This is a genomic window from Stakelama pacifica (assembly GCF_004361835.1).
GTDB classification, from domain to species: domain Bacteria; phylum Pseudomonadota; class Alphaproteobacteria; order Sphingomonadales; family Sphingomonadaceae; genus Sphingomonas; species Sphingomonas pacifica.
Genome location: NZ_SNWD01000002.1, coordinates 504377 through 525995, shown reverse-complemented (window position 1 = coordinate 525995; position 21619 = coordinate 504377). Strand labels below are relative to the sequence as shown.

At 63.4% G+C, this 21619-nt stretch carries 24 protein-coding genes; 14 read left to right on the top strand and 10 right to left on the bottom strand.

All coding sequences use genetic code 11. The annotated features are described in order from the left end of the window. Positions 1–19 precede the first annotated feature (19 nt). Entirely contained in the window at positions 20–1054 is a 1035-nt protein-coding gene (locus EV664_RS05695; RefSeq protein WP_229668080.1) for an AraC family transcriptional regulator, read from the top strand. A 49-nt stretch (positions 1055–1103) separates the two neighbouring features. Here EV664_RS05695 and EV664_RS05690 read toward each other — a convergent pair whose 3' ends face one another. The 3 genes from EV664_RS05690 to EV664_RS05680 all read right to left on the bottom strand — a co-directional run bounded on the left by EV664_RS05690 (position 1104) and on the right by EV664_RS05680 (position 3623). Then, complete coding sequence (locus EV664_RS05690) at positions 1104–1907, bottom strand: NAD-dependent epimerase/dehydratase family protein (RefSeq protein ID WP_229668081.1); 804 nt, start codon at positions 1905–1907, stop codon at positions 1104–1106. 8 nt (positions 1908–1915) lie between these two features. Beyond that, positions 1916–2377, bottom strand: a complete 462-nt coding sequence (locus EV664_RS05685) for a MarR family winged helix-turn-helix transcriptional regulator (RefSeq protein WP_051586849.1) — start codon at positions 2375–2377, stop codon at positions 1916–1918. Between the two features lie 103 nt (positions 2378–2480). Next, positions 2481–3623 (bottom strand): hypothetical protein, encoded by a 1143-nt coding sequence (locus tag EV664_RS05680; RefSeq protein WP_133494681.1) that lies wholly within the window; start codon positions 3621–3623, stop codon positions 2481–2483. 129 nt (positions 3624–3752) lie between these two features. On the opposite strand from EV664_RS05680, the gene EV664_RS05675 reads away from it, so the two are divergent. From EV664_RS05675 to EV664_RS05660, 4 genes are all read left to right on the top strand, one after another. Continuing rightward, on the top strand, positions 3753–4700 hold the full coding sequence (locus tag EV664_RS05675; protein WP_133494680.1) for a LysR family transcriptional regulator: 948 nt from the start codon (positions 3753–3755) through the stop codon (positions 4698–4700). Positions 4701–4886: 186 nt separating this feature from the next. Further along, positions 4887–5357 (top strand): DUF2147 domain-containing protein, encoded by a 471-nt coding sequence (locus EV664_RS05670; protein WP_133494679.1) that lies wholly within the window; start codon positions 4887–4889, stop codon positions 5355–5357. 64 nt (positions 5358–5421) lie between these two features. Next, entirely contained in the window at positions 5422–6297 is an 876-nt protein-coding gene (locus EV664_RS05665) for a DUF2306 domain-containing protein (RefSeq protein ID WP_133494678.1), read from the top strand. Between the two features lie 182 nt (positions 6298–6479). Next, positions 6480–7397, top strand: a complete 918-nt coding sequence (locus EV664_RS05660) for an SDR family oxidoreductase (RefSeq protein WP_133494677.1) — start codon at positions 6480–6482, stop codon at positions 7395–7397. 99 nt (positions 7398–7496) lie between these two features. Here EV664_RS05660 and EV664_RS05655 read toward each other — a convergent pair whose 3' ends face one another. Then, the gene (locus EV664_RS05655) at positions 7497–8555 is read right to left on the bottom strand and encodes an AraC family transcriptional regulator (protein ID WP_229668082.1); all 1059 of its coding nucleotides are present in this window, start codon (positions 8553–8555) and stop codon (positions 7497–7499) included. Positions 8556–8681: 126 nt separating this feature from the next. Between EV664_RS05655 and EV664_RS05650 the strand changes: the two genes are divergently transcribed. The 9 genes from EV664_RS05650 (at position 8682) to EV664_RS05610 (ending at position 16847) form a co-directional block, all read left to right on the top strand. Continuing rightward, entirely contained in the window at positions 8682–9590 is a 909-nt protein-coding gene (locus EV664_RS05650; RefSeq protein ID WP_133494676.1) for an NAD(P)H-binding protein, read from the top strand. A gap of 15 nt (positions 9591–9605) precedes the next feature. Continuing rightward, on the top strand, positions 9606–10361 hold the full coding sequence (locus EV664_RS05645) for an SDR family oxidoreductase (RefSeq protein ID WP_133494675.1): 756 nt from the start codon (positions 9606–9608) through the stop codon (positions 10359–10361). Positions 10362–10429: 68 nt separating this feature from the next. Further along, on the top strand, positions 10430–10954 hold the full coding sequence (locus EV664_RS05640) for a DUF1097 domain-containing protein (protein WP_051586846.1): 525 nt from the start codon (positions 10430–10432) through the stop codon (positions 10952–10954). 435 nt (positions 10955–11389) lie between these two features. Further along, positions 11390–12007: a class I SAM-dependent methyltransferase gene (locus EV664_RS05635; RefSeq protein ID WP_188656356.1), complete on the top strand. Its 618-nt coding sequence runs from the start codon at positions 11390–11392 to the stop codon at positions 12005–12007. Positions 12008–12177: 170 nt separating this feature from the next. Beyond that, complete coding sequence (locus EV664_RS05630) at positions 12178–12648, top strand: (2Fe-2S)-binding protein (protein ID WP_036526094.1); 471 nt, start codon at positions 12178–12180, stop codon at positions 12646–12648. Between the two features lie 86 nt (positions 12649–12734). Beyond that, the gene (locus tag EV664_RS05625; RefSeq protein WP_202902847.1) at positions 12735–13331 is read left to right on the top strand and encodes an Isoquinoline 1-oxidoreductase subunit; all 597 of its coding nucleotides are present in this window, start codon (positions 12735–12737) and stop codon (positions 13329–13331) included. 64 nt (positions 13332–13395) lie between these two features. Further along, entirely contained in the window at positions 13396–15576 is a 2181-nt protein-coding gene (locus EV664_RS05620; RefSeq protein WP_211338467.1) for a xanthine dehydrogenase family protein molybdopterin-binding subunit, read from the top strand. Between the two features lie 9 nt (positions 15577–15585). Continuing rightward, entirely contained in the window at positions 15586–16500 is a 915-nt protein-coding gene (locus EV664_RS05615) for a LysR family transcriptional regulator (protein ID WP_133494672.1), read from the top strand. 77 nt (positions 16501–16577) lie between these two features. After that, positions 16578–16847: a hypothetical protein gene (locus EV664_RS05610; protein ID WP_373287483.1), complete on the top strand. Its 270-nt coding sequence runs from the start codon at positions 16578–16580 to the stop codon at positions 16845–16847. Between the two features lie 15 nt (positions 16848–16862). Here EV664_RS05610 and EV664_RS05605 read toward each other — a convergent pair whose 3' ends face one another. Genes EV664_RS05605 through trbK-alt form a run of 6 tightly spaced genes read right to left on the bottom strand, consistent with a single transcriptional unit; the run spans position 16863 to position 21615 of the window. Beyond that, a complete protein-coding gene (locus EV664_RS05605; protein ID WP_133494670.1) occupies positions 16863–17087 on the bottom strand; it encodes a DUF2274 domain-containing protein in 225 nt (74 codons plus the stop codon). After that, positions 17084–18301 carry a TraB/TrbI/VirB10 family type IV secretion system protein gene (locus tag EV664_RS05600; protein ID WP_133494669.1) on the bottom strand — a complete coding sequence of 406 codons (1218 nt, stop codon included), beginning with the start codon at positions 18299–18301 and terminating at the stop codon, positions 17084–17086. Before EV664_RS05600 ends, EV664_RS05605 begins: the two co-directional genes overlap by 4 nt. After that, positions 18298–19314 carry a P-type conjugative transfer protein TrbG gene (trbG, locus tag EV664_RS05595; RefSeq protein WP_133494668.1) on the bottom strand — a complete coding sequence of 339 codons (1017 nt, stop codon included), beginning with the start codon at positions 19312–19314 and terminating at the stop codon, positions 18298–18300. Before trbG ends, EV664_RS05600 begins: the two co-directional genes overlap by 4 nt. Further along, positions 19311–19994, bottom strand: a complete 684-nt coding sequence (trbF, locus tag EV664_RS05590) for a conjugal transfer protein TrbF (RefSeq protein WP_036526086.1) — start codon at positions 19992–19994, stop codon at positions 19311–19313. The genes trbG and trbF overlap by 4 nt, the downstream gene beginning before the upstream one ends. A gap of 3 nt (positions 19995–19997) precedes the next feature. Beyond that, positions 19998–21308 (bottom strand): P-type conjugative transfer protein TrbL, encoded by a 1311-nt coding sequence (gene trbL, locus EV664_RS05585; RefSeq protein ID WP_133494667.1) that lies wholly within the window; start codon positions 21306–21308, stop codon positions 19998–20000. Between the two features lies 1 nt (position 21309). Continuing rightward, on the bottom strand, positions 21310–21615 hold the full coding sequence (gene trbK-alt / locus EV664_RS05580; RefSeq protein WP_133494666.1) for a putative entry exclusion protein TrbK-alt: 306 nt from the start codon (positions 21613–21615) through the stop codon (positions 21310–21312). Positions 21616–21619 lie beyond the last annotated feature (4 nt).

Below are 21619 nucleotides of genomic sequence, written 5' to 3'. Positions count from 1 at the left end.
AAGCTAGAGGAAGTGACAGATGACCAGAATGCCCGATGCCTCAATAAACTTGCCTATTCCTGCAAGTCTCGATACGCTTCAGCCTGAGGGGCGCGTCTTACGCTGGCCTCGCAACCCATCGGAGGTCCGCGTGTCGTCATCGCTGCGCCAAGCCGTCAGTGCCTACATTGATGCGCAGGGCGGCGGACAGGGTCTCTTTCCGACGCCGATCGACAGCGTCAATGTCCTGCGCTCATTCCAGGCAAGAATGCCGATGCGGCAGATCTACAAGCCCTCGTTCTGCATCGTCCTTCAGGGGGCGAAGGAGATCAATTTCGGCGACGAGATATTCCGGTACGGCGCGATGGAATGCCTTGCCGTCGGAATGGACCTGCCGGCAACCGGTCGGGTGGTCGAAGCCAGCCCGGACGCGCCCTATACCGGCATCACGATCGAGCTGGACATTGCGATGATGCGGGACGTGCTGGAACAGGTCGATACGCCATTTGCGTTGCCGGCTAGCCCCGGCCCCTGCCTGTTCGTCACCCAAGTCGATGAACCGCTGGCGGATTGCATCCTGCGGCTCATCCGGCTGTTCGAGACGCCAAAGGCGATCCCGGTCCTCTACCCATCGCTCATGCGCGAAATCTGCTATTGGCTTCTTTCCAGCCCTCATGGCGGCGAATTGTGCAAGCTGGCCTTGCCTGAGACCAATGCCGCGCGCGTCGCCAGGGCAATCTATGTCATTCACACGGGAATCGCGCAGACCTTGCGTGTGGAACAACTGGCCGAAGCGGCGCGGATGAGCGCTTCGTCCTTCCATCAGCACTTCAAGGCTTTGACGTCGATGACGCCGCTTCAATACCAGAAGCAACTACGACTGATCGAGGCGCGGCGGATGATGGTCATAGAGGATGTCAACGTGGCGGAGGCGGCCTACCAGGTCGGCTATGAAAGCGCGTCCCAGTTCAGCCGGGAATATTCGCGAATGTTCGGCGTTGCCCCCAAACGGGACGTCATGAACCAGCAGCGGCTGTACAACGAGTATGTGAACCGCAGAGTCCAGCCAGCGTAATCCGGTCGGGCGGTGTGGATCAATTCCGCACCGCCTGAGGGGCCACGGCTCACATCAGCTTTTCCTGCGCCGCCTGATGGACGGTCCGCACGACCGGTTGGAAGCCAAGGCCGCGTGCCAGCGAGACATCCATGTGGAGATGCCAGGGATTGGCCAGTGGCTCCGATGACGGGTCCATCGATCCGCCGACAAGGGCGACAAGCTCGTAGATCGAGGTGGGCGCATCATCGCCGATATTGACGATCCGCCCGTCCATGGCGCCAGCCAGCGCCAGCTTCATGGCGGTGGCGATGTCGCGGTGATGCACCATGCTCATCCGCTGCGCGGGGTGCATTTTGAAATTGGCGACAAGGCGCGGCAATTCTTCCAGATGGCCGTCTCCGTCTCCATAAACGAAGCCAAACCGTTGGATCGACCAGTTCAGTCCGCTTTCACGCAGGGCATTCTCGGCGGCGAGCTTGCTGGCGGGGTAGGCTTGCTGTGGGTCCACCGCATCCGTCTCCTGCCCGGGGCGAGGACTGTCGGCGCCATAGATGTTGGATGTGCTGGCGAGGATGAAGCGCACCTCGGGCGCCTGCGCCTGCGCTGCGGCGATGAGATTGCGTGTGCCATCAAGGTTGCTTTTCCAGATCAGGTCGGCGTCGGGCGTGCGAAACACGGCAGCAAGATGGATGATCGCCGACACGCCTTCCACGGCCCGTGCGAGTGAAGTGGGGTCGAGAAGGTCGGCCTCCACCGCGCTTGCGCCGGCAGGCGGCGCCTTGCCCTCGCGCATGAGCGCGCGACACGCAAATCCTGCATCGATGAGACGTAGCACGAGGCGGGCGCCGACAAGTCCGGTGGCACCGGTCACGAGTATGGTCATGACTTTGTTCCTTTGTGAGCGGTATTTTCGAGCCGCTCCGTTGCGATCCGAAGCACCCTCACCGCTGTTGCGATGTCGGTATCATCGATGCCGTCGAACGCGGCCGAGCGAATGAAGGAGAGGTCAGGCAAGGTGCGCCACAGGGCCTCGCCGGCGGCGGTGATGCGCAGGAGCCTCTGGCGCTGATCGACCCGGTCGGGCTCCTGCGCGACCAGCCCCTTGCGCACGAGTGTCGCGACAAGGCCGGTCATCGTGGCGCGTTCGATTCCGAGCAGCCGCACGAGATCGCGCTGCATCGTCGGCCCGTCATTCACGAGCTGGTGGAGCACATACCATTGCACGGATCCGAGGTCATAAGGGCGCAGGGTGGAATCCATGACCGCCCGGCCGGCAAAGTAACATCGCTTAGCCCATGCTCCGATGATATCGCGACCTGAGCCCTGCAGTTCATCACCCATTGGCGCACCTTTCAGTTCGCTAGATACCTAGCAAATATGTAAGGTGCCTAGCGAATGTCAAGACATTACCGTCCGATCGCCAAGGTTAGCCGTGCAGGACAGATCACCGTGGAAAGCCGGGTCTCACCCAATGATGCTCTTGCTTTTCGCTGTCGATGCAGGCCACGTTCTCCACTGAATCGCCCCCGAGAGCCGCTGCGAACCAATCAAGGAAGCGCACCCCGTTGACCTGACGGGTGTAGAAGCGATCCAGGACGTGAGGACGTCCGCGGTTATCCAGAGCGTTCAGCGCTGGTACTGCGTCGTAATATCCTCCGATAATGCCTTCGTCATGCCCCCAACTTGTGTAAGTTCGAAAGTTCGGAACACGTTCGCGGATATAAGCGTGCGCCTCGTCCATGTTCGCCCCCACGTCTGGAGAAGCGACCCCCATGAGATGTAGGAAGAGCCCCTGTATGGCGTCGTGACGCTCGTTATATTGGTGGAACGTGATTTCAGGATGCAGTTCGGCAGCGCGGACGTAGAGGTCTTCCAGTGAGAGGGCCTCGATCTCGATATCCTGAAACCCGCTGATCCTTCTGAGGACGTTCGCGGTCCCCCAGGATGCAAACAGCGGCACGAGTTTCTCCCCGGCCCGATAGGCACCTCCGCCATCGGCGAAGTGCCTGATCAGAGCGGCCGGGTAATTCTCCGCCACAATATGCGTGTAGACCGGAGATGCGATCGCCCCAGCGCTCCAGCCGATGACCGCAACGGTCTTCGGGTCCGGGTAAGCACTGAACATCCAATGCAGCGCACAGACCGCATTGTCATAGCCCTTGTGCAGGATGTCGATCTTGGCTGGGGGGCGATCGTCGCCTTCGGGCACATCATAGGTCGTGATGGAATCACCGAGAAACACGTCGCCGTTCGCCGTTGGAAGATAGACCAGAGTATAATCGGCGAGGGGGTTTTCCGGATTTTCGCTGTCGAAGATGCCGCCGAAATCACTTGGGCCGTCGCCAAGTCCCGCAAAGGGACGGTAAAATGGCCTACCGTGAAGCGCACAGTTCTCACCTGTCCAGCAAGCGCCGCCGCCAGCAAGAATGACAGCCAGTTTGGTGGCATCGCCTTCCCTAACCCAGAAGGAATATGGCGTGCCTTGAGAAGCGCCAGGCGCTCCGGTCGGCAGGACATTCCGCCATTCGGTTTCAGGCCTTCGATCCGCTAGTCGCCGATTTCCGGAATATGGTGTGTCGCCAGACATGACAAGTTTCCGCTGAGGAGGCCGCTGCCTACATGCAGGAGGTTCCGAACAAGCGCCAGACGCATCAGATTCACATTATAGTTGCATAAGACGCTATATTAGATCGCGGTGGCAATCTAAGCTGGCCTCATGACCACCATAGACATGAACCTGCTTTCGGCATTGGACACGCTTCTCGCCGAGGGAAGCGTCACCAGTGCGGCAAAGCGTCTTGGCTTGAGCGCCTCGGCCATGAGCCGCACTCTGGCCCGTCTCCGCGCGGCTACGGGTGATCCGTTGCTTGTCCGGGCGGGCCGTAAACTGGTGCCAACGCCCAGGGCCGCAGAAATACGAGACCAGGTTCACGCCCTCGCTCGCGATGTGCGGGCCGTCCTCAGCGCGAAATCCGCCAACGTCGACATCGCGACGATGGAACGATCATTCACGATCCGCTCGAACGAGGGGTTCATCGAAATGTTTTCCGGCCCCATCGTTGCGGCCCTGACATCACAGGCGCCGCGCGCGCGCATCCGCTTCGCGCCAAAACCGAACAAGAATTCCGATGCTCTCCGCGAAGGGGAGATTGACCTTGATATTGGTGTGCTTGGGGACTTTGCGCCTGAAATACGCGCAGAATCGATTTTCCGCGATCGCTTCGTTGGCGCGGTTCGGACTGGGCATCCTTTGCTGGCCTCGGCAGTGACGCCCGCGCTCTATGCCACTTGCAAACATGTCGTGGCGTCACGCAGGGGAGCGTTCGTCGGACCGGTCGATGATGCGCTTGGCGAGATCGGCCTCCGCCGGGAAATCACGGTCGTTGTCCCCGGTTTTTCGGACGCCCTCCGCATCGCTCGTCAATCTGACCTGATCGCGCTCGTACCAGGTTCATGCGCTCGCAGCGCCGATCCCGTCATGGAAGGCTTGAGCGTTTTCGACCTGCCGGTTCCTACGCCCGAGATAGCCATATCGGCGATGTGGCATCCGCGCATGGATGCCGATCCCGGTCATCGTTGGCTACGTGAAACTGTGATGGCTACATGCCGCGTGGCATCGTCCTTGGATCGACACTGTCCTCCCCAGGCGAGGATGCAGGAATAGGCAGAAAGTTTGCGCTATTCGGCATTCTGTAGACGCCAGCCGTCACGTAGCTTTGGGACACAACGCAATCGCCGGGATGATCGCGGACGCATTGCCTCCACAGGAAACGCCGAGCCTTCGGGTCGCACTGAAGCTTAGCGCGCGGCTTCCCGGCCGATCAGTTGGAGAGGCTCGAAGGAACGCCCTATGCTGGAATTCATCAGGAAACCGTTGCTGGCTGCCGTGCTGATACCGGCAATGATGAGCTTGCCGGTAGGAGTTGCTCTCGCACAAGCCACCTCACCAAGTCAGATCATTGGGATTTGGGAGGCTGAAGACGGCAACGTCAAGTTTGAGATGTTCGATGCGGGAGGGAGTTATGCGGCCCGCTCGATCTATGGCGTGCGCCTCGTCGAAGCGGATGGCAAGACCTTCAAGAAGGATACGCATAATCCCGACCCGAAGCTGAGGGACCGTTCGCTCAAGGGTATCGTCTTCATTACCGATCTCGCGTGGGATGCACGTGACCGGCGCTGGGAAGGCGGCAATATGTACGATCCGTCGTCAGGCCGGTCACTCTCCGCACGCGTTTCCCTGGTCGGCGGTAAGATGGAGCTGCGTGCCTATATGGGCACCCCGATGCTGGGTAGGACTATGGTTCTGCGTCGCGCGCAGTGACCTCGAGCGTCGAGCCGAGCTTGCTGCCGCTCGCCCAAACATGCCTTCCATCAAGAGGCGTACCATGAACACCGACAGTAACGCGACCGTGATCCGCGTGAGGATGTCGGATGTCGGCAGGAAACTCGAAACAACTCAACATGCCGCGTTGCGCGTGAGTGCCCGACTGCTCATCCTCGCCAGTTGGATCAGCGGCGCCATCTTCGCCGTCTATATCATCGGTTTCTTCGGCGGATCTGTCATGGGCGGTTCCGGTGAGCGATGGAACGAGTCCCTTCCCGACCTCTATGACGAACGAACATGGCTTTCGACAGCCGCTATTGGCGCTCATTTCATGGCGGGGGGCGTGCTGTTGTTGCTTGGCCCGGTCCAGCTGTTCGAGAGTGTGCGGCGCAACTTTCCGGTCTTCCATCGCTGGTTGGGCCGCATCTACGTCCTTTCGGCCGGGTTGGCGGGTCTTGGCGGACTCGGATTCATACTGGGACGAGGCACGGTCGGCGGCCCGCTGATGGATGTCGGCTTCGGCATCTATGGGGCGTTTATGGTCCTGTGCGCTCTCATGGCGTACTCTCGCGCCCGGGCGGGCCGCTATCGGGAGCATCGCGCGTGGGCGATCCGGCTCTTCGCACTGACTGTCGGTTCCTGGCTCTATCGAATGGAATATGGCGCTTGGCACGTGGTGACAGGGGGTATCGGCATCGAACGCGGCTTCACCGGATGGTTCGACGCGATCATGATGTTCTTCTTTTACATTCCCAATCTCCTTGTCGCTGAATTGTTCATCAGGGCGCGGCGGCAGGAACATGGGGCAGTCGCCAGCCTGGGCGCCGCGGCAATGCTCCTTGCCGCCAGCGCCTTCATCATCTTCGCGACATGGAACTTCACCGCCCGCAACTGGGGACCAAGAATGATCAGTGGGATTGCGGAAGTGTCGCTGTAGGCGATGTCCAGCCAGCGACCTTCTGCATCGAACGAAATGCAGGAACGGGCAGGTTTCTCGCCGCTTCGGGCATGGCAATTGGTGGCTCCACAGGCTTGGTGAGGACGAAGGCGAAAGGCGGAGCGGGTCGGGACAATTGCCCCGCGATGCCTTTGCCACAACCGGAGAACCAAGGGCTATTCATGACGAAATGGACGACTGAGAAGATTCCGCCGCAACAGGGTCGCTCGGCGATCGTCACAGGCACCGGCGGCTTGGCGTATGAAGATGCATTGGCTCTGGCACGCGCTGGCGCCAGTGTCGTGATTGCTGGGCGCAATCCTGAGAAGGGCGCTGATGCCGTTGCGGCGATCAAGGCTGTTATGCCCGAAGCGCAGGTTCGATTCGGCTTGCTTGACCTGGCCAAGCTCGCCTCGGTCGCCGAGTTCGCAGCGCAGATTGCGCGCGAGCAGGATAGCCTCGATATCCTGATCAACAATGCCGGTGTCATGACCCCGCCGCAGCGCTTCGAAACCAGTGACGGTTTCGAACTTCAATTCGGCACGAACTATCTGGGGCATTTCGCGCTGACGGCGCACTTACTGCCCCTGTTGAAAGCCGGCAGGAAGCCTCGCGTTGTAACGGTCGGCAGCATTGCCTCGCGCAGGGGTGCGATCAACTTCGACGATCTGCAAGCCGAACGCGGCTACAGGCCAATGCAAGTCTATGCCCAGTCAAAGCTCGCCTGTGAAATGTTCGTCCTTGAACTGAGCCGCCGCAGCGCCGCGGCCGGATGGGGCATCGAAAGCATGGGGGCTCATCCCGGCCTCTCGCGCACCGGACTTCTCTACAACGCTCCGGGCCGCCCCCGTCTGGCCATTTTCGTCCTGCGTCGCCTCTTTCGGCTGATGTTCCAGTCCGCGGCTCAAGGTGCCTTGCCCACTCTCTTTGCAGCGACAGATCCGGCGGCACGTAATGGCGCCTATTACGGCCCGGACGGATTTGGCGGCGCGCGCGGTTTTCCAACCGCTGAGAAGCCTCCGGTGCGAGCACTGGACACTGCCATGACAGCACGTCTCTGGGAGGAATCACTGCAACTCGTGAATGTGACCTTCGCATGAGCGGCGAGCCGGCCGACGCCGCAGCGGCGCTCTTTGGCCAAGCAAGGTCGCTCAAAGTCAAGAGTGCAGGGTGAGGAAGTGGAGCCGTGAATGCCGGGCTTACGCAAGGTGGCGGCAGCGGCGTTCCTGTGCCACCTCTTCGCAGATTTCCTCCTCGACCGCGTGGAGTAGGGGCGAGCGACGCGGCGGCAAGCCAAACCCCGATCGGGTTGCGCGCCCGTAACGCCGAGGGGAACAGCCCATTATACGCTTGAAAGCTGTGCTGAACGCGCTCTCTGATTCATAGCCCAGAGCGATGGCGATCGCCGAAACAGTGTCGTCAGAGTGCTCCAGCCTCTCGCAGGCCAGGAGCATTCGCCACCGTGTTACATATTGCATTGGCGGCTCACCGACCCGCTCCTTGAACCTGAGGGCAAAGGTCGAGCGCGACATACCGGCGACCTCGCCGAGTTGTTGGAGGCACCAGGGATATGCGGGATCGGCGTGGATTGCCTTGATCGCAGCGCCCAGATGTTTGTCCGCCAAAGTGAAGAACCAACCGACCCGGTTGCCGTCGCTCGAGGCCAGATGCACACGCAGCGCCTGCACCAGCATCAGATGCGCCAGATGCTGCACGGCAAGGCTGTTGCCAGGCTGGTCGTCGCGCAGTTCCCTCATCATCTGCTCGACCAAAGATCGCAGGGCCACCTGCGCAGACTGATCGCGGATGTGAACGATAGGAGGGAGCAGACCGAGCAGCATGTCGGCATGATTGCCCGAAATCCCGAACCGGCTGCCGACCAGGAATAACCCACCGCCGCCGTTGAGCGTGACGACGTCGCCCCTTCGCGCGGTTGGGAATATCTCTCCGGCTCCGATCGCAGGGCCGTCGATATCGCTGCCAAGCCTGAAGGGGTGACCCGAAGGCAGCACGAAGCAATCGCCGGCCTCCAACCGCACGGAATCGCCGACACCCTCGACGGTGAGCCAGCATCCACCCGACACGATCGCATAGCATTTGATGAGCTTGTGCTGGTCGCCGAACTGGACGGCCCAGTCACCTCCGGCATCGAAGCCCGAGGAAACATAGGCGTGTGGCTTCAACAACGAGAGGACGTCGGATAGCGGATCCATAGCAAGTCTCGGATGATCGCGAAGGAAATGCAGATTATCGCGCATAGATCGTCCCGGCGCAACCGCCTACATGCTCTGCCAGACAGAATGACGACGACGGGGCCACCCCTCCCGCAAGCTAACGGAGCGCGGACATGGCCGCGCCTCGGCGCACATACACCGGAGTAGAGCATGATCGTTGTGACCGCCCCGACCGGCCTTATCGGTCGGCAACTCATCCAAATCCTCCTTCGGGCGGACGCGCCGATCAGGGTGATCGCGCGCGATCCATCGCATCTGTCCGACGAGGTGCGCAGCCGCGCCGAAGTCATCAACGGCTCTCACGGTGACGCTGGCGTTGTGAGCCGTGCATTCGATGGAGCCGACGCCGTGTTCTGGCTCGTGCCTCCCGATCCGAAGGCGGATTCGGTCATGGCTGCTTACGTTGATTTCACGCGCCCCGCTGTCGCCGCCCTGGATGAGCATGGTATCAAGCGCGTCGTATCGATCACCGCGCTCGGACGGGGTTCGCCGCTCGCCGGCAGGGCCGGTTATGTCGCTGGCTCGCTGGCGATGGACGACCTGATCGCCGGTACTGGCGTAGCGCTTCGTAGCCTCGCCATGCCGTCCTTCATGGACAATATTGCCCGGCAGGCAGGCACGATCCGGGACCACGGCAAGTTCTTTCTGCCGATCGCCGGCGATCTCAAGCTGCCAAGCGTCGCGACGCGCGATATTGCAGCGGTCGCGGCGCGCTGGTTGCTCGACGACAGCTGGACCGGTCAGAGCGAGGTGCCGGTTCTCGGTCCCGAGGATATTTCATTCAATGACATGGCCGAGGTCCTTTCCGACGTGCTCGGCAAGCCGGTGATGTATGAGCAGATTCGTCTCGACGCCTATAACGCCCGGTTCGTGCAGTTCGGCATGACCGCCGCCATGGCGAGAGGCATGGCCGATATGGCTTGGGCGAAGGATCAGGGCCTCGATCTGACGGTGCTGAGGACGGCAGAAAATTCCACGCCGACCAGCTTCCGTCAATGGTGCGAGGACACGCTCAAGCCCGCCGTGCTTGGCCAGGTCAACCAACGGATACACCCCTAGCAGGAGGACGACGTCATGCTTTTGACGGGTCGCACCATTCTTATAACCGGCGGTACGAGCGGTATCGGCCGGGGTCTCGCCGAGACGTTCCACCAACTTGGCAATCAGGTCATCATTGCCGGCCGCCGCCAACCGCTTATCGACGAGATCACCGCCGCCTGCCCGGGAATGCATGGCGTGCAGGTGAACATGCGGGATCCCGCGGCGATCGCGCACCTTGTCGACGAGGTCGGCGCCCTTTTCCCTGACCTGGACGTGCTCGTGAACAATGCCGGCATTTCCCGGCTCGAAGCCTGGGATGGCGATACGATCGACATCGCCACCTCGCTCTCCATCATCGAGACGAACATCGTCGGAGTCCTGCGGCTGACGGCAGCCCTGTTGCCGACGCTGGGGCGGCAGCCGTCAGCGACCATCATCACCACAACCTCGGGTCTGGCCTTCGTGCCGCGCTCCAATTTTCCTACTTATTGCGCGAGCAAGGCGTTTCTTCACTCGTGGCTGCAATCGCTGCGCCATCAACTCCGGCATATGCCGATCGAAGTCATCGAACTTCCACCGCCTTATGTTCAGACCGAACTCGCGGGTGCCCTGCAGGCGAGCGATCCCGCTGCCATGCCGCTCGCCGACTACCTCGCGGAAGTCGTCGACCTCCTCCAAAAGCCTGCATCGGACAACGGCGAGATCCTGGTCGAGCGGGTCAAGGCACTGCGAATGGCCCAGCAGAACGGATCGTATCCGCAAATCTACGCCAATCTGAATCCTGCCTAGTTGCCGCGGTCACTCGAAGTCCGATCCTCGGCACGACCCCAACCCGATATCTACGAAAGGCCATCGCAATGAGTAGCTCACAAGTGCCGGAAGCTTCGCAGATGCCACCATCGGCCAGTCCCCGCGACACCCGCGACAAGTTCCTCCTCTGGACGCTGATCGCCTCCGTCGTGGCCGCGTTTGCTGCCTGGCTCAGCGCCGCGCTGAGCCTTGAAGTATGGGTGATGTTCGCTGGTTTCATTGCGTGGTTTACGCGCCCCACGTCGCTGGCGAACTGCCTGTCGGCAATGCTATGCCTGTGGCTCGGCATCGCAATCGGCGCCGTGTCGCACATCATCACCGGCGCCCTCATGCCGTCCCTGAATCACATGGCCCTACCGGTCGTCGTGTTCCTGGTCGCCATGCTGATCGTCGGCCTCCGCGCCCGTGAAATATTGGGCAACATGCTGGCGTGGTTCCTCGGAATGGTGACCTTCTTTGCTGCCGAGTTCGACCTCGCCATCGCATCGTTTGCCCATTTAGCATCGGCGACCGCAATCGGCGGGCTGGCCGGTTATACCTGTCAAACCCTCAATCGACGCTTTGCCGAGTAAGCGTCGCGTCGCTTCTTCGCACAGCCCGCCGCATCCCTGTAACGAAGAAGCCCAGCAGCGCGATGAACGTCATGCCCGCGGCTGTGGCCTTGGTTACCTACGGAGACTTGCTTGATCCATGCACTCGACACGCGACGTCCCGCTAATCGGAGGATTGGGCAAGTAAGTCCCGGGTTCAGGCATGGAGCCTGGCGTGCCGAGGCGTATCTTGGCGAAGACACCAGAAAAGCTCTCGAAAGACATATTCATGGCCGGCTGGAACGCTTCCGACATCCCTCCGCAAATCAGGCGCGCGGCCTCGTTCCCCAAACGCAAAACCGTGGATCGCTTGTAATGAATTCATCGACATGCACCGTTCCCTCGCGGTGGAAAGGCCTTTGCCCTGAGACCAGCGGCGATAACCATCTGAGCGACCAACGCGGAGGGGCGAGGGACATGTTTCGGTTCCTCATGGAGTGGCTCCGCGATCCAGGAGGAACTGCCGCGATCGCTCCATCCGGCAAAGCACTCGTATCGCTTATCACCCAGCACATCGATAAGTGGACGGGTCCTGTCCTGGAGCTTGGGCCGGGTACCGGCGTGTTCACGCAAGGGCTGGTTACACGCGGGGTCGCCGAACGCGATCTGACATTGGTGGAACTGAACCAGACCTTTGCAGCGATACTGAGGCGGCGCTACCCTTGTGCAACGGTGCTTGGCCTCGATGCGGCCGAGCTATCCTCGGATCAAGACGGTCGAACCCGCGAATTTGGCGCTGCGGTCTGCGGGCTAGGTCTCCGGAGCATGAATACCCGGCAGATCGAAGCAATCATGCGCGCCGCGTTCGGCCGCATGAAGCCGGAGGCAGCGCTTTACCTGTTCACCTACGGCCGGCGATGCTCCGTACCCGACGACGTACTCGACCGCCTCGGGCTTGTCGCTGAACGGGTCGGAACGACCCTTCGCAACGTACCTCCGGCATCGGTTTATCGCATTTTTGTCTCACAGCCGCGCGGAGATGCTCCCGCTCTCCTGACCTCCGCAACTACCTGCAAGTGCGGCACAGCATCATAGCAAGCACCGGCATCATCCCTTTTTCCGTCCGCGCGATTACTTTGTGACACCACAATCGCACGATTGCGCTCTTGCAGAAATAGGCATGTTATCTGAAGGATCCGGCGTTCTCTGCCTTACCGGATCCGCATACTTTCGGCGGCATGATCAATGCTCCCCAGGCTTAGCCCATGCCATATTCCCTTTCAGTCAACGGCCAGGTCCATAGCATCGACGAGGACGGCCAGACTCCCCTTCTCTGGGTGCTTCGAGATACGCTGAAACTGACGGGTACGAAATATGGCTGCGGCGTTGCGCAGTGCGGCGCCTGCACCGTGCATGTTGATGGTCAGCCGATGCGATCATGCTCCCTTGCGCTGGAGGCCGTGGCCTCAGCGCAGATCGTGACGATCGAAGCTGTGGAGGGTGCGGAGACCAAGGCGATCCAGGACGCCTGGATTGCACGCGACGTGCCGCAATGTGGCTTCTGCCAGTCAGGTCAGGTCATGAGCGCGGTGGCGCTGCTCCGCGCGATTCCAGCGCCGACCGACGACGACGTCGATATCGCCATGAGCGGCAACATCTGCCGCTGCGCCACCTACAACCGCATCCGCGCCGCGATTCATGATGCCGCCGGCGTGCTTGGGTCCGGCCGGTCGTGAGATGGCGACGTTCCTCCGGACTGAGCAGGCGTCGACGCTTCGGCTGCTTACCCATACTGGCGCTGATCGTCGCAGCCATCGTCCTCGTGTCGGCAATCGTCCTGCGTCCCCAGCCGCTGCCGCAGGCACAGTCGCTTCCCGCCAGTCATCCGCGGATCGAGATCGCTCACCTGCGCCCTGTCGCCGCGTTCGCGAGCATTGCGGACCCGCAGGCGCGATCGCTCGCGCTATTCGAGGAAGCGGGCCGCGTGATCCAGCATCCGCGCTGCATGAACTGCCATCCGCGGACCGACCGTCCGACGCAAACCGACGCCATGCGTCCGCACACCCCTTGGGTCGCCCGCGGCCCGGATGGCGGCGGTGAGCCAACCTTGCGCTGCTCGACCTGCCATCATGACGAGAACTTCGAGCCATCGGGCGTGCCGGGCAATCCCAAATGGAAACTCGCGCCGATTGGGATGGCCTGGCAGGGCAAGACACTCGGCGAAATCTGTCGGCAGATACTGGACCCGGCGCGCGCGCATATGGGCCGCGAGGAACTGCTTCATCACCTGGCCGAAGACGAACTGGTCGGTTGGGCCTGGCACCCAGGCGGCGAGCGCACGCCCGCGCCGGGCACACAGGCTGAGTTTGCCGCGCTGATCAAGGCCTGGCTCGATACCGGTGCGAAATGCCCGGCCTGAGCCAGCGACATCGCAAAAGGAGACCAGCGTGACCGATGTACAAGGCGCAAAGCGTGGTTTTCGCATGACGCGCCGCCGAATGATTCTAGGCGGCTCACTGATCGGCGGCGCGTTGGTCGTCGGTTATACGGCAACGCATCCGATGCAGGTCGGCGGCGCGATCTTGAGCGGCGGCGGCCCCGATCCCGAGCCGAGCGCCTTCGGATCGTTCATCCGCATCACGCCCGATGGGTGGGTGACGATCGTCAACAAGCAGCAGGAACTGGGGCAAGGCATCCATGCCGGCATTGCCGCGATCGTCGCCGAAGAGCTCGACGCGGACTGGGACCGGGTGCGTGTCATCGATTCCCGGAGCAATTTCCGCGCCTATGGCGTTCAGGGCACTGCCGGGTCGAACTCCATCGCGTCGAACTGGGATGCCATGCGCAATGCGGGCGCCGCCGCCCGCGCCATGTTCGTCGATGCGGCAGCCCTTCGCTGGAAGGTCCCGCGTCGACTGATCGAAGTCCGGGATGGAGTAGTGTCGCATCCGGCCTCGAACCGCTCCGCGAGCTTCGCAGACCTGCTTGCCGATGCTTCGCGCCACACCCCGCCGCAATCGCCGGCCCTGAAGCAAGCCAAGGACTACCGACTGATCGGCACCGATCGGGTGCGCCGTAAGGACAGCCAGCCGAAAAGCACGGGAGCCCAAGTCTATACGCAGGACATCCAGCGTCCCGGCATGCTGGTCGGAATGGTTGCGCACAGCCCCCGCTTTGGCGGCAAGCTTGCGCGGTATGATGCGTCTGACGCTCGAAAGATCAAGGGCGTGGTCGATGCCTTCGCGATCGAAACCGGGGTTGCGGTAGTGGCGGAATCGACCTTCGCGGCGAAGCTGGGGCGCGACGCACTTCGCATCGAATGGGACGATAGCGAGGCGGAGAAGCGCTCGACGCCCGAACTCCTCCGCTATTATCACGACATCGCCACGGGACGCGGCGATGTCGATCCGAGCGACTTTGGGACCAAGGGTGAAAACCCAGAAGCTCCGTTCACGGGCGACGTGGTCGAATTCGCGTTCGACTTTCCCTATCTTGCCCATGCACCGATGGAGACGCTTGACTGCGTGGCCAAGGTAGACGGCTGGAATGTCTCGATCACATCGGGCGCCCATCTCCCCATCGTCGATCAGGTGCAGGCGGCGCGGGTCGCCCTGACGATCCCCGGAAAGGTCGATATCGAAGTAGTGCCGGCGGGAGGATCATTCGGCCGTCGCGGCCTCATGGCGTCGGATTATGTCATCGAGAGCGTGCGGATTGCGAAGCGGACAGAAGGCCGCCCCGTCAAGCTGATCTGGACTCGGGAAGATGAAATGATGTCCGGCTACTTTCGGCCCATGTCGCATCACCGTGCCTGGATCCAACTTGGCGCCGATGGTTTCCCGGCGCGTTGGCGCATTCATACCGTTTGCCAGCCGCTGATGCCGATTGGTGGAAATCAGCAGGCGATCGAGGGCATTACGGATTCGCCTTATTTCTCGACCGCGTCGACCGTCGATGGCAAGGTCTTCAGCCCGAGTTTTCCGGTGCCGGTCTCATTCTGGCGCTCTGTCGGCCACTCCCACACCGGCATGGTAATGGAGCATATCGTCGATCAGCTCGCCCGGCGTGCCGGCCGCGATCCGGCAGCATACCGACGCTCATTATATCAGAAGGCAGGCGCAACTCGGCACGTAGCGGTGCTTGACATGCTGTGTAGCAAGGCGGGTTGGGGCAAGCCGCTCGAAGCTGGCTGGGCGCGAGGTCTCGCCATACATGAGGCTTTCGGCACCATTGTCGGTCAGATCGCCGAAGTGCGCATGAGCGAGGGATGGCCCATTGTGCGACGCGTCTTCGCGGTCGTCGACTGCGGCATAGCCATCTCGCCTGATCTGATCGCCGCACAGACGGAAGGGGGGATCGGCTTCGGCCTCTCGGCCGCGCTCTACGGCGCCGTCACGCTCAAGGATGGCATCGTCCAGGAAACCAACTTCGATTCCTACCCAGTCCTGCGCATGAACGAGATGCCTGCAGTCGAGACGTACATCATTCCATCCACCAACCGGCCGTCCGGCATGGGCGAACCCGGCGTGCCGCCGATCGCGCCCGCGGTTGCGAACGCCATACTCACCTTGACCGGTTCTCCCACGCGAAGCTTGCCGTTCATGCACGGGGGCGCAGCGAACGCGGGTTTCTCCAATGCGGGATCGGCAATCTTTGGGAGGTAACAAAGGAACGTGCCGTTTGATATCCGCCAACTTCGCTATGCCGTTGCGGCAGCGGATCATGGAAGCTTCTACCGGGCGGCCCGCGCCCTCGACATCGAGCAATCGACGCTCAGCAGGAATATCCTGAAGCTAGAGCGGGCGGTCGGGACGCCGATTTTCGAACGCTCGCGCTCGGGAGTCACCCCGACGTTGGCGGGTAAAGTATTCCTTCGCGGCATTCGACCGATGATCGCCAGCGCTGACCACCTCGTGGCGATGATGCGGGCCGCTGGCCAAGGTCGGGCCGGTGGTCTGAGGCTCGGTCATAATAGCTCGGTCTCAGCTGGCAATCTCCGAGCGACGATGATGGGTTGGCGTGCGACCCATCCAGAGGTCGAGGTTGACTGCGTGGAAGCCGATCGCGCTGTGCTTCTCGCGGGCCTCAGCGCGGGTGAGATCGATATGACCATCCTGATGGGCGCGATGGGACATAATGGCTTTCGTTGCCAACCGCTGTGGAGCGAGCGGATGTTGGTTGCACTCCCGGCCTCACATCCGTTCGCCGAACGCAACGTAGTTCACTGGACCGACCTCCGAGGCGAGCGCTTCCTGTTGCCCGCCGCCGATCCCGGCCCGGAGATGCGCGACATCCTGCTAGGGCGATTGTCGGTGTCGAGCGCAAGTCCGGACATTCGGCTGCGACAATCCAGCCGCGAAACCATCCTAAGTATTCTTGGCGGTGGATGCGGAGTGAGTATCGTTTGCGAGGGTTCGACGGGCGCTCACTATCCCGACGTAATCTATCGACCGATCCACGGCGAGCAAGGACCAGCGCTGGTCGGCTATTCGGGCTACTGGCGAGAGGACAACGGCAATCCAGCCCTGCGACGGTTTCTTGGATTCATCACGAAACGCCATGCGCTGCCTTTTGATTTCCTACCGTGATTCTAGTAAATTAGATGTCCAATTCTTGGAGCTGCCGCATGCCCCAAAGCAAGACAATCATCATCGTGCTCGTAACTTTGCTCGTCGGCTTCGCGGGTGGATTTGTCCTGCGGCCGGCGATCGCGCCGACGCAGCAGACAGCGCCCGTCGTCATCCCTTCGCCCATCGCTGCGGCGCCCAGCGAGGCGCGCGGCACGCAGTATTTCATCGCGCATATCGACGAAGCGCGGCAAGTCGTCGCCGGATGTCGTGATGGCTCGGTGCGGGGCGGCGAATGCGCCACCGCCGAAGAAGCGATCATCAAGGTCGACGCGCAGGAACGCCGCAAGCGGTTCTTGGGAAACTGACGGCAACGCGCCGGCTCAGTCCTTTGCGGCGCCCCGACGTCGTGAAAACCCTCGATCGCTCGCCATGAACTTCGCCAGCATCGGCGCGACGAGTTTCTCGGGAGCTACGGCTTCCCCGCCTGTTTCGGTCGCGAGCGCGGCGGCATAGGCGACAAGATCGCGGTGAACAGTCGCGGGCAGTTCTACCGTCAGCTTGACGGGTCGGTCGTCGGCCAGCGGCCCCAGCTTCAACTTCGTCATCGCGTTGCTCCGATCGGTTCGAGCACGAGGTCGCGCGTCAGGACCACGCGCAGTGGATGCCCCGGCCGGATGGTGAGCGTTGGCTGCACATTGAGCTGCCGCCGCACGATCTGCTGGCCGGTCTGGTTGATGGTATCTTGCGAGCCTCGCCGGAGGGCACGGGTCAGGTCGTCCTCGCTGTCCGCACCCAGCTCGGCGCCTACGCCGAGAAGCGTCGAGACGGCCGCCGCCCTTAGGAGATTGCCCCAGTGCTGGTTCACGCGGTCCTGTAGGCCGGCGAACCCCGTTCCGTCCGCGCCGGGCTGGCGCTCGAGAACGATCGAGCGGCCGTCCGGCATGATGAGCCGATCCCAGGCGAGCAGCACGCGGGTCTGCCCGGCGGCGATCTCGCTGTCATACTCGCCGATCAGCCGCGCGCCCTGTGGGATGAGCAGGATGCGACCCGTCGGGCTGTCATAGACATTGGCTGTCACCTGGGCGGTGATCTGGCCGGGGAGGTCCGAACGGACGCCGGTGATGAGCGCGGCCGGGATGATGCTTCCGGCCTGCACGATGTTGGGCGACGTCGGCGCCGTCAGCCGCTCGGCGCTGACCGTGCGCTGGTTGGACGCCTGCGCCATGAAGGCGCGCTTGGCGGCCTGGTCGCTTTGCGCCGCTGCATCGGCCGTCACCGGAGGCCCCTGGTTCGGCGCTGCGAGACCGGGGGAAGCCGGGGCCGCTGATGACGCCGAACCCCCGCTGCTGCCGAGGAAGACCGAGCTGGTGCGCGCCGCGTCGCGCTCTTGCTGCGCACGCTGGCGGGCGGTCTCGGCGGCCTGAACGCGGGGATCGGGTTGACCTGGTTGCGTGCCGACCGGAGGCACTGGCACATTCTCGCCGCGCTGCTGCGCCGCCACGATCGGTCCGCCGAGGTCGCCGGGCAGCGGCGGGCCGAGCCGGGGCGCCTGCGCGTAGTCGCGCGGCCCGGACGTGATGGTCTCGGCGGTGGCGCGGCTGTCGGTGTTATAGAGTTCCTGCGCGGCTTTCTCGCTGGGCGGGCGCAGCGCATAGATCAGTGAGCTGCCGATCCCAAGGCCGGCGGCGACACCCACGACTGCGAGCGCCTTACGCGACAGGCGCATCACGCGCGGCGGATCTCCGCGAAGCTGGAAGGCTTGAGGATCGGAATGCAGCGCGGCGGGCGCGGTGGCCGGAGTGTCTACGGGCTCGCTCACGGCCGCCCCCGCCGTCCATCGACGCGCACGATGCGAACGCGCTGCTCGCTGCGCCGATCGCCCAGGCGCAGCTCGGCGGCGGCAAACAGGCGATCGACCACCATGTAGCGGCCATGCACGCGGTAATTGACCAGCTCGGCGTTGCCGGCCGCGCCGGTCACGAACAGCGGCGGCATCTCGCCCTGCGATATCTGGTGAGGAAACTCGATGAACACCTGCCGGCCATCGTCGAAAGCGCGGGCCGGACGCCACGGTGCGTGGTCGCCCTCGATCCCATAGCGAAAGTTGAGCGCCGATACGTCGACGCCGGTCGCCACCGGCGCAACGGCTGCGGCGGCCGCATTGCGGCCCTGCAAGGCGATTAGCGTGTCCTGCGGATAGGTCCAGCTCACCGACGCCATGTAGGTCGCGGCCGTCGCACGCAGCTCCAGATGATAGGTGCGCCGGTCGGTGTTAATGACGAGGTTCGTGGAAAGGTCGGGCCGGGTCGGCTTTGCCAAGATATGCACGCGCGCCGTGGGGCCGCTGCCGCTCACCGTGTCGCCGATGATCCAGCGCACGGTGTCGCCGGCCGCGACCGGCCCGGGCCCGACGAGTTGCTCGCCCTCCTGCAAGGCGATGTCCGTTACCTGGCCGGGCGCGGTATAGACCTGATAGAGCGCGCCATCGGTCCACGGATATTGCTGGATGGCGTTGAGGAATCCATCACGCACCGGCTGCACGCGAGCGGCGGCGTTGGCCGCGCCGACGCGCTGGCGGGGATCGGCCGGCTCCGCAGCGCGGCGCGCGTCCGTCACGGGCTTCAACTGGCCGGGCAGCGGCAACGGCTCGGGGATCGTCACCACCTCGACGGCGTGCGGGCGCTCCGGCATGGGAGTCGCGGCGATTTCGGCCGGCGGATCGTCATAGGCGATAACGGGCGGCTTCGCTGATGTGGTGGCGCAGCCGGCGAGCGCGGAAGCGGAGACGAGCAGCACCGCCGATGCGGCGCGGCGGAACGGACTGGCGGTCATTGCGACAGCTCCTTCGACCAGTTGAGGGCATTGACGAAGACGCCGAGCGGATTCTTGCGCAGGGCGTCGGGCGTGCGCGGCGGCTGCACGACGACGGTGAGGATCGCCGACCAACGCTCGGTGGCGGCGAGGCTGCCATCCTGATAGCGGCGCTCGGTCCAGGCGACGCGGAAGCTGTCGGGCGAGGCCCGGATCACGCTCGACACGTCCACCGCGACCTGAGCCCGGCCGACATTGGCGAAGGGGTCGTTGGCGCGCGCGTAGTCGTTGAGGAACAGTGCGCCTTTGTCGGTCGTGAAGTCGTAGGCGCGCAGCCAATTCTGGCGGACGATGACCGGATCGGCCGGGATGCTCCTGACCTGCTCGATGAAGCGAGCGAGGTGGAACGCTACCTGTGGATCGGTCGGGCGATAGCCGGCTTCGGCGGGAGCGACGGCCTGCGCCTCACCGAGTCGATCGACCTGCACCACCCAGGGGACGATGTGCCCGCGCGCCGATTGCCAGACGAGGCCGCCGGCCAGGCCGCCCGAGAGAGCGAGCGCGCCGAAGAAGGCGAACCGCCAGTTCTTTGCCTGGACGCGGGATGAGCCGATCCGGTCATCCCAGACCTGCGCTGCGCGCTGGTATGGGGTCGTCGGTTCGGGAGTTTGGCCGTAGCGGATATTCGGGCGTCGAAACATGGATCAATCCTTCTGGCTGACATCGACCGATGCGCCGCTGCCCCCGCCATCGCCGGAGCGCAGCGTGTGGGCGGCGACCGTCGCGCCGTGGGTCATGGTCTGGCGGCGTTTCATCGCGGCGGCCCAGGCAGGCGGGCCGCCCGACGCCTCCGTTGATGGCGCCGGTGCGCCGCCCGAGATGGTGCCGCCGGTGGCGGTGACCGCCGCGCGACCGCCCGAGCGGTAGCTGTCCTTGAGCGAGGCGGCGGCCTTGCGCAGCGGCGATATGGCAGCGCCGACGGCGGCTTTGCCGACGCCTGCCACGCCGCCCGCTGCCGCGCCCGCGCCGGTCTTTCCCGCGGAGCCTAGGGCATAGGCGCTGTTGGCGGCGCCGGACGTAAAGGCCGCGCCTCGGGCTGCACCGCCGATCGCCCCCACTGCCACGCCGGCGCCGAGACGGGCGGCGGCTGCGCCGCCGGCCAGCGCACCGCCGGCAGCAAGCGCGGTGCCCGCTGCCGCACCGGCGCCCAGCGCAGGGCCGCCGGATACGATGCCGTTGGCGATCGAAGGGCCGAAGATGCCGAGTCCAAGCAGGCAGAGCGAGGCGAGCGCGACGGCCATCGCGTCCTCGATGCTCGGCTGCGCGCCGCCGAAGCCGGCGCGGAACTCATCGAACAGAGTTGAGCCGATGCCGACTATGACGGCAAGCACCAGCACTTTGACGCCCGACGAGATGACCAGCCCCAGCACGCGCTCGGCCATGAAGGCGGTCTTGCCGAACAGGCCGAACGGGATGAGCACGAAGCCGGCGAGCGTCGCCAGTTTGAACTCGATCAAGGTGATGAAAAGCTGGATCGACAGAATGAAGAAAGCGAGGATGACAAGCACCCAGGCGAACAGCAGCACCGCGATCTGGATGAAGTTTTCGAAGAACGCGACCCAGCCCATCAGGTCGGAGATCGACTGAAGGATGGGTTCGCCAGCTTCGAGACCGACTTGGGCGACGCGCCCCGGCTGTAGCAGCTCGGCGGCGGTGAAGCCGGTGCCGGATGCTTTCAGGCCGAGGCCGGCAAAGCTCTCGAAGACGATCCGCGCCAGGCTGTTCCAGTTGCCGATGATGTAGGCGAAGATACCGACGAAGAGGGTCTTCTTGATGAGCCGCGCGATGATGTCGTCGCCTTCACCCCACGTCCAGAACAGCGCGGCCAAAGTCACGTCGATGACGATCAGGGTGGTGGCGATGAACGCCACCTCGCCGCCGAGCAGGCCGAACCCGCTGTCGATGTAGCGGGTGAAGACATCCAGAAAGCGATCGACGACGCCGGTGCCGCCCATGTCAGTTCTCCTGTGCCGAAGCGTCTTCGGCGATGCGGGCGGCAGGGCGTGCGCTGGGCGCCAGGAACTGGCGGCGGTTCTCGGCCCAGGCGCGCAGGCAGTCGGAATCGCTCGCGCCGGCTTGCCCAAGCGACTGACAGCGGCGCAGCTCGATCAGCAGCGGGTCGGCCGTCGCCGGGGTGTCGGCGACGGCCGCCGGCTCGTCGCGCGCGGGCTTAGGTGCGCGGTTCATCTCGATCGCGGTCATCGTGATCGCGATGGCGATGAAGATGATGGCGCCGATGCGCGCGAGGAGCTTGGTGTCCATCGGT

What these genes read in the sequence shown, in the direction of transcription:
- EV664_RS05695 (WP_229668080.1), top strand. Translation starts at nt 20, where the DNA reads ATGACCAGAATGCCCGATGCCTCAATAAACTTGCCTATTCCTGCAAGT.
- trbG (WP_133494668.1), bottom strand. Translation starts at nt 19,314, where the DNA reads ATGACCGCCAGTCCGTTCCGCCGCGCCGCATCGGCGGTGCTGCTCGTC.
- EV664_RS05605 (WP_133494670.1), bottom strand. Translation starts at nt 17,087, where the DNA reads ATGACGAAGTTGAAGCTGGGGCCGCTGGCCGACGACCGACCCGTCAAG.
- EV664_RS05670 (WP_133494679.1), top strand. Translation starts at nt 4,887, where the DNA reads ATGCTGGAATTCATCAGGAAACCGTTGCTGGCTGCCGTGCTGATACCG.
- EV664_RS05650 (WP_133494676.1), top strand. Translation starts at nt 8,682, where the DNA reads ATGATCGTTGTGACCGCCCCGACCGGCCTTATCGGTCGGCAACTCATC.
- EV664_RS05620 (WP_211338467.1), top strand. Translation starts at nt 13,396, where the DNA reads ATGACGCGCCGCCGAATGATTCTAGGCGGCTCACTGATCGGCGGCGCG.
- trbL (WP_133494667.1), bottom strand. Translation starts at nt 21,308, where the DNA reads ATGGGCGGCACCGGCGTCGTCGATCGCTTTCTGGATGTCTTCACCCGC.
- EV664_RS05655 (WP_229668082.1), bottom strand. Translation starts at nt 8,555, where the DNA reads ATGCGCGATAATCTGCATTTCCTTCGCGATCATCCGAGACTTGCTATG.
- EV664_RS05660 (WP_133494677.1), top strand. Translation starts at nt 6,480, where the DNA reads ATGACGAAATGGACGACTGAGAAGATTCCGCCGCAACAGGGTCGCTCG.
- EV664_RS05665 (WP_133494678.1), top strand. Translation starts at nt 5,422, where the DNA reads ATGAACACCGACAGTAACGCGACCGTGATCCGCGTGAGGATGTCGGAT.
- trbF (WP_036526086.1), bottom strand. Translation starts at nt 19,994, where the DNA reads ATGTTTCGACGCCCGAATATCCGCTACGGCCAAACTCCCGAACCGACG.
- EV664_RS05685 (WP_051586849.1), bottom strand. Translation starts at nt 2,377, where the DNA reads ATGGGTGATGAACTGCAGGGCTCAGGTCGCGATATCATCGGAGCATGG.
- EV664_RS05640 (WP_051586846.1), top strand. Translation starts at nt 10,430, where the DNA reads ATGAGTAGCTCACAAGTGCCGGAAGCTTCGCAGATGCCACCATCGGCC.
- EV664_RS05635 (WP_188656356.1), top strand. Translation starts at nt 11,390, where the DNA reads ATGTTTCGGTTCCTCATGGAGTGGCTCCGCGATCCAGGAGGAACTGCC.
- EV664_RS05680 (WP_133494681.1), bottom strand. Translation starts at nt 3,623, where the DNA reads ATGTCTGGCGACACACCATATTCCGGAAATCGGCGACTAGCGGATCGA.
- EV664_RS05645 (WP_133494675.1), top strand. Translation starts at nt 9,606, where the DNA reads ATGCTTTTGACGGGTCGCACCATTCTTATAACCGGCGGTACGAGCGGT.
- EV664_RS05675 (WP_133494680.1), top strand. Translation starts at nt 3,753, where the DNA reads ATGACCACCATAGACATGAACCTGCTTTCGGCATTGGACACGCTTCTC.
- trbK-alt (WP_133494666.1), bottom strand. Translation starts at nt 21,615, where the DNA reads ATGGACACCAAGCTCCTCGCGCGCATCGGCGCCATCATCTTCATCGCC.
- EV664_RS05630 (WP_036526094.1), top strand. Translation starts at nt 12,178, where the DNA reads ATGCCATATTCCCTTTCAGTCAACGGCCAGGTCCATAGCATCGACGAG.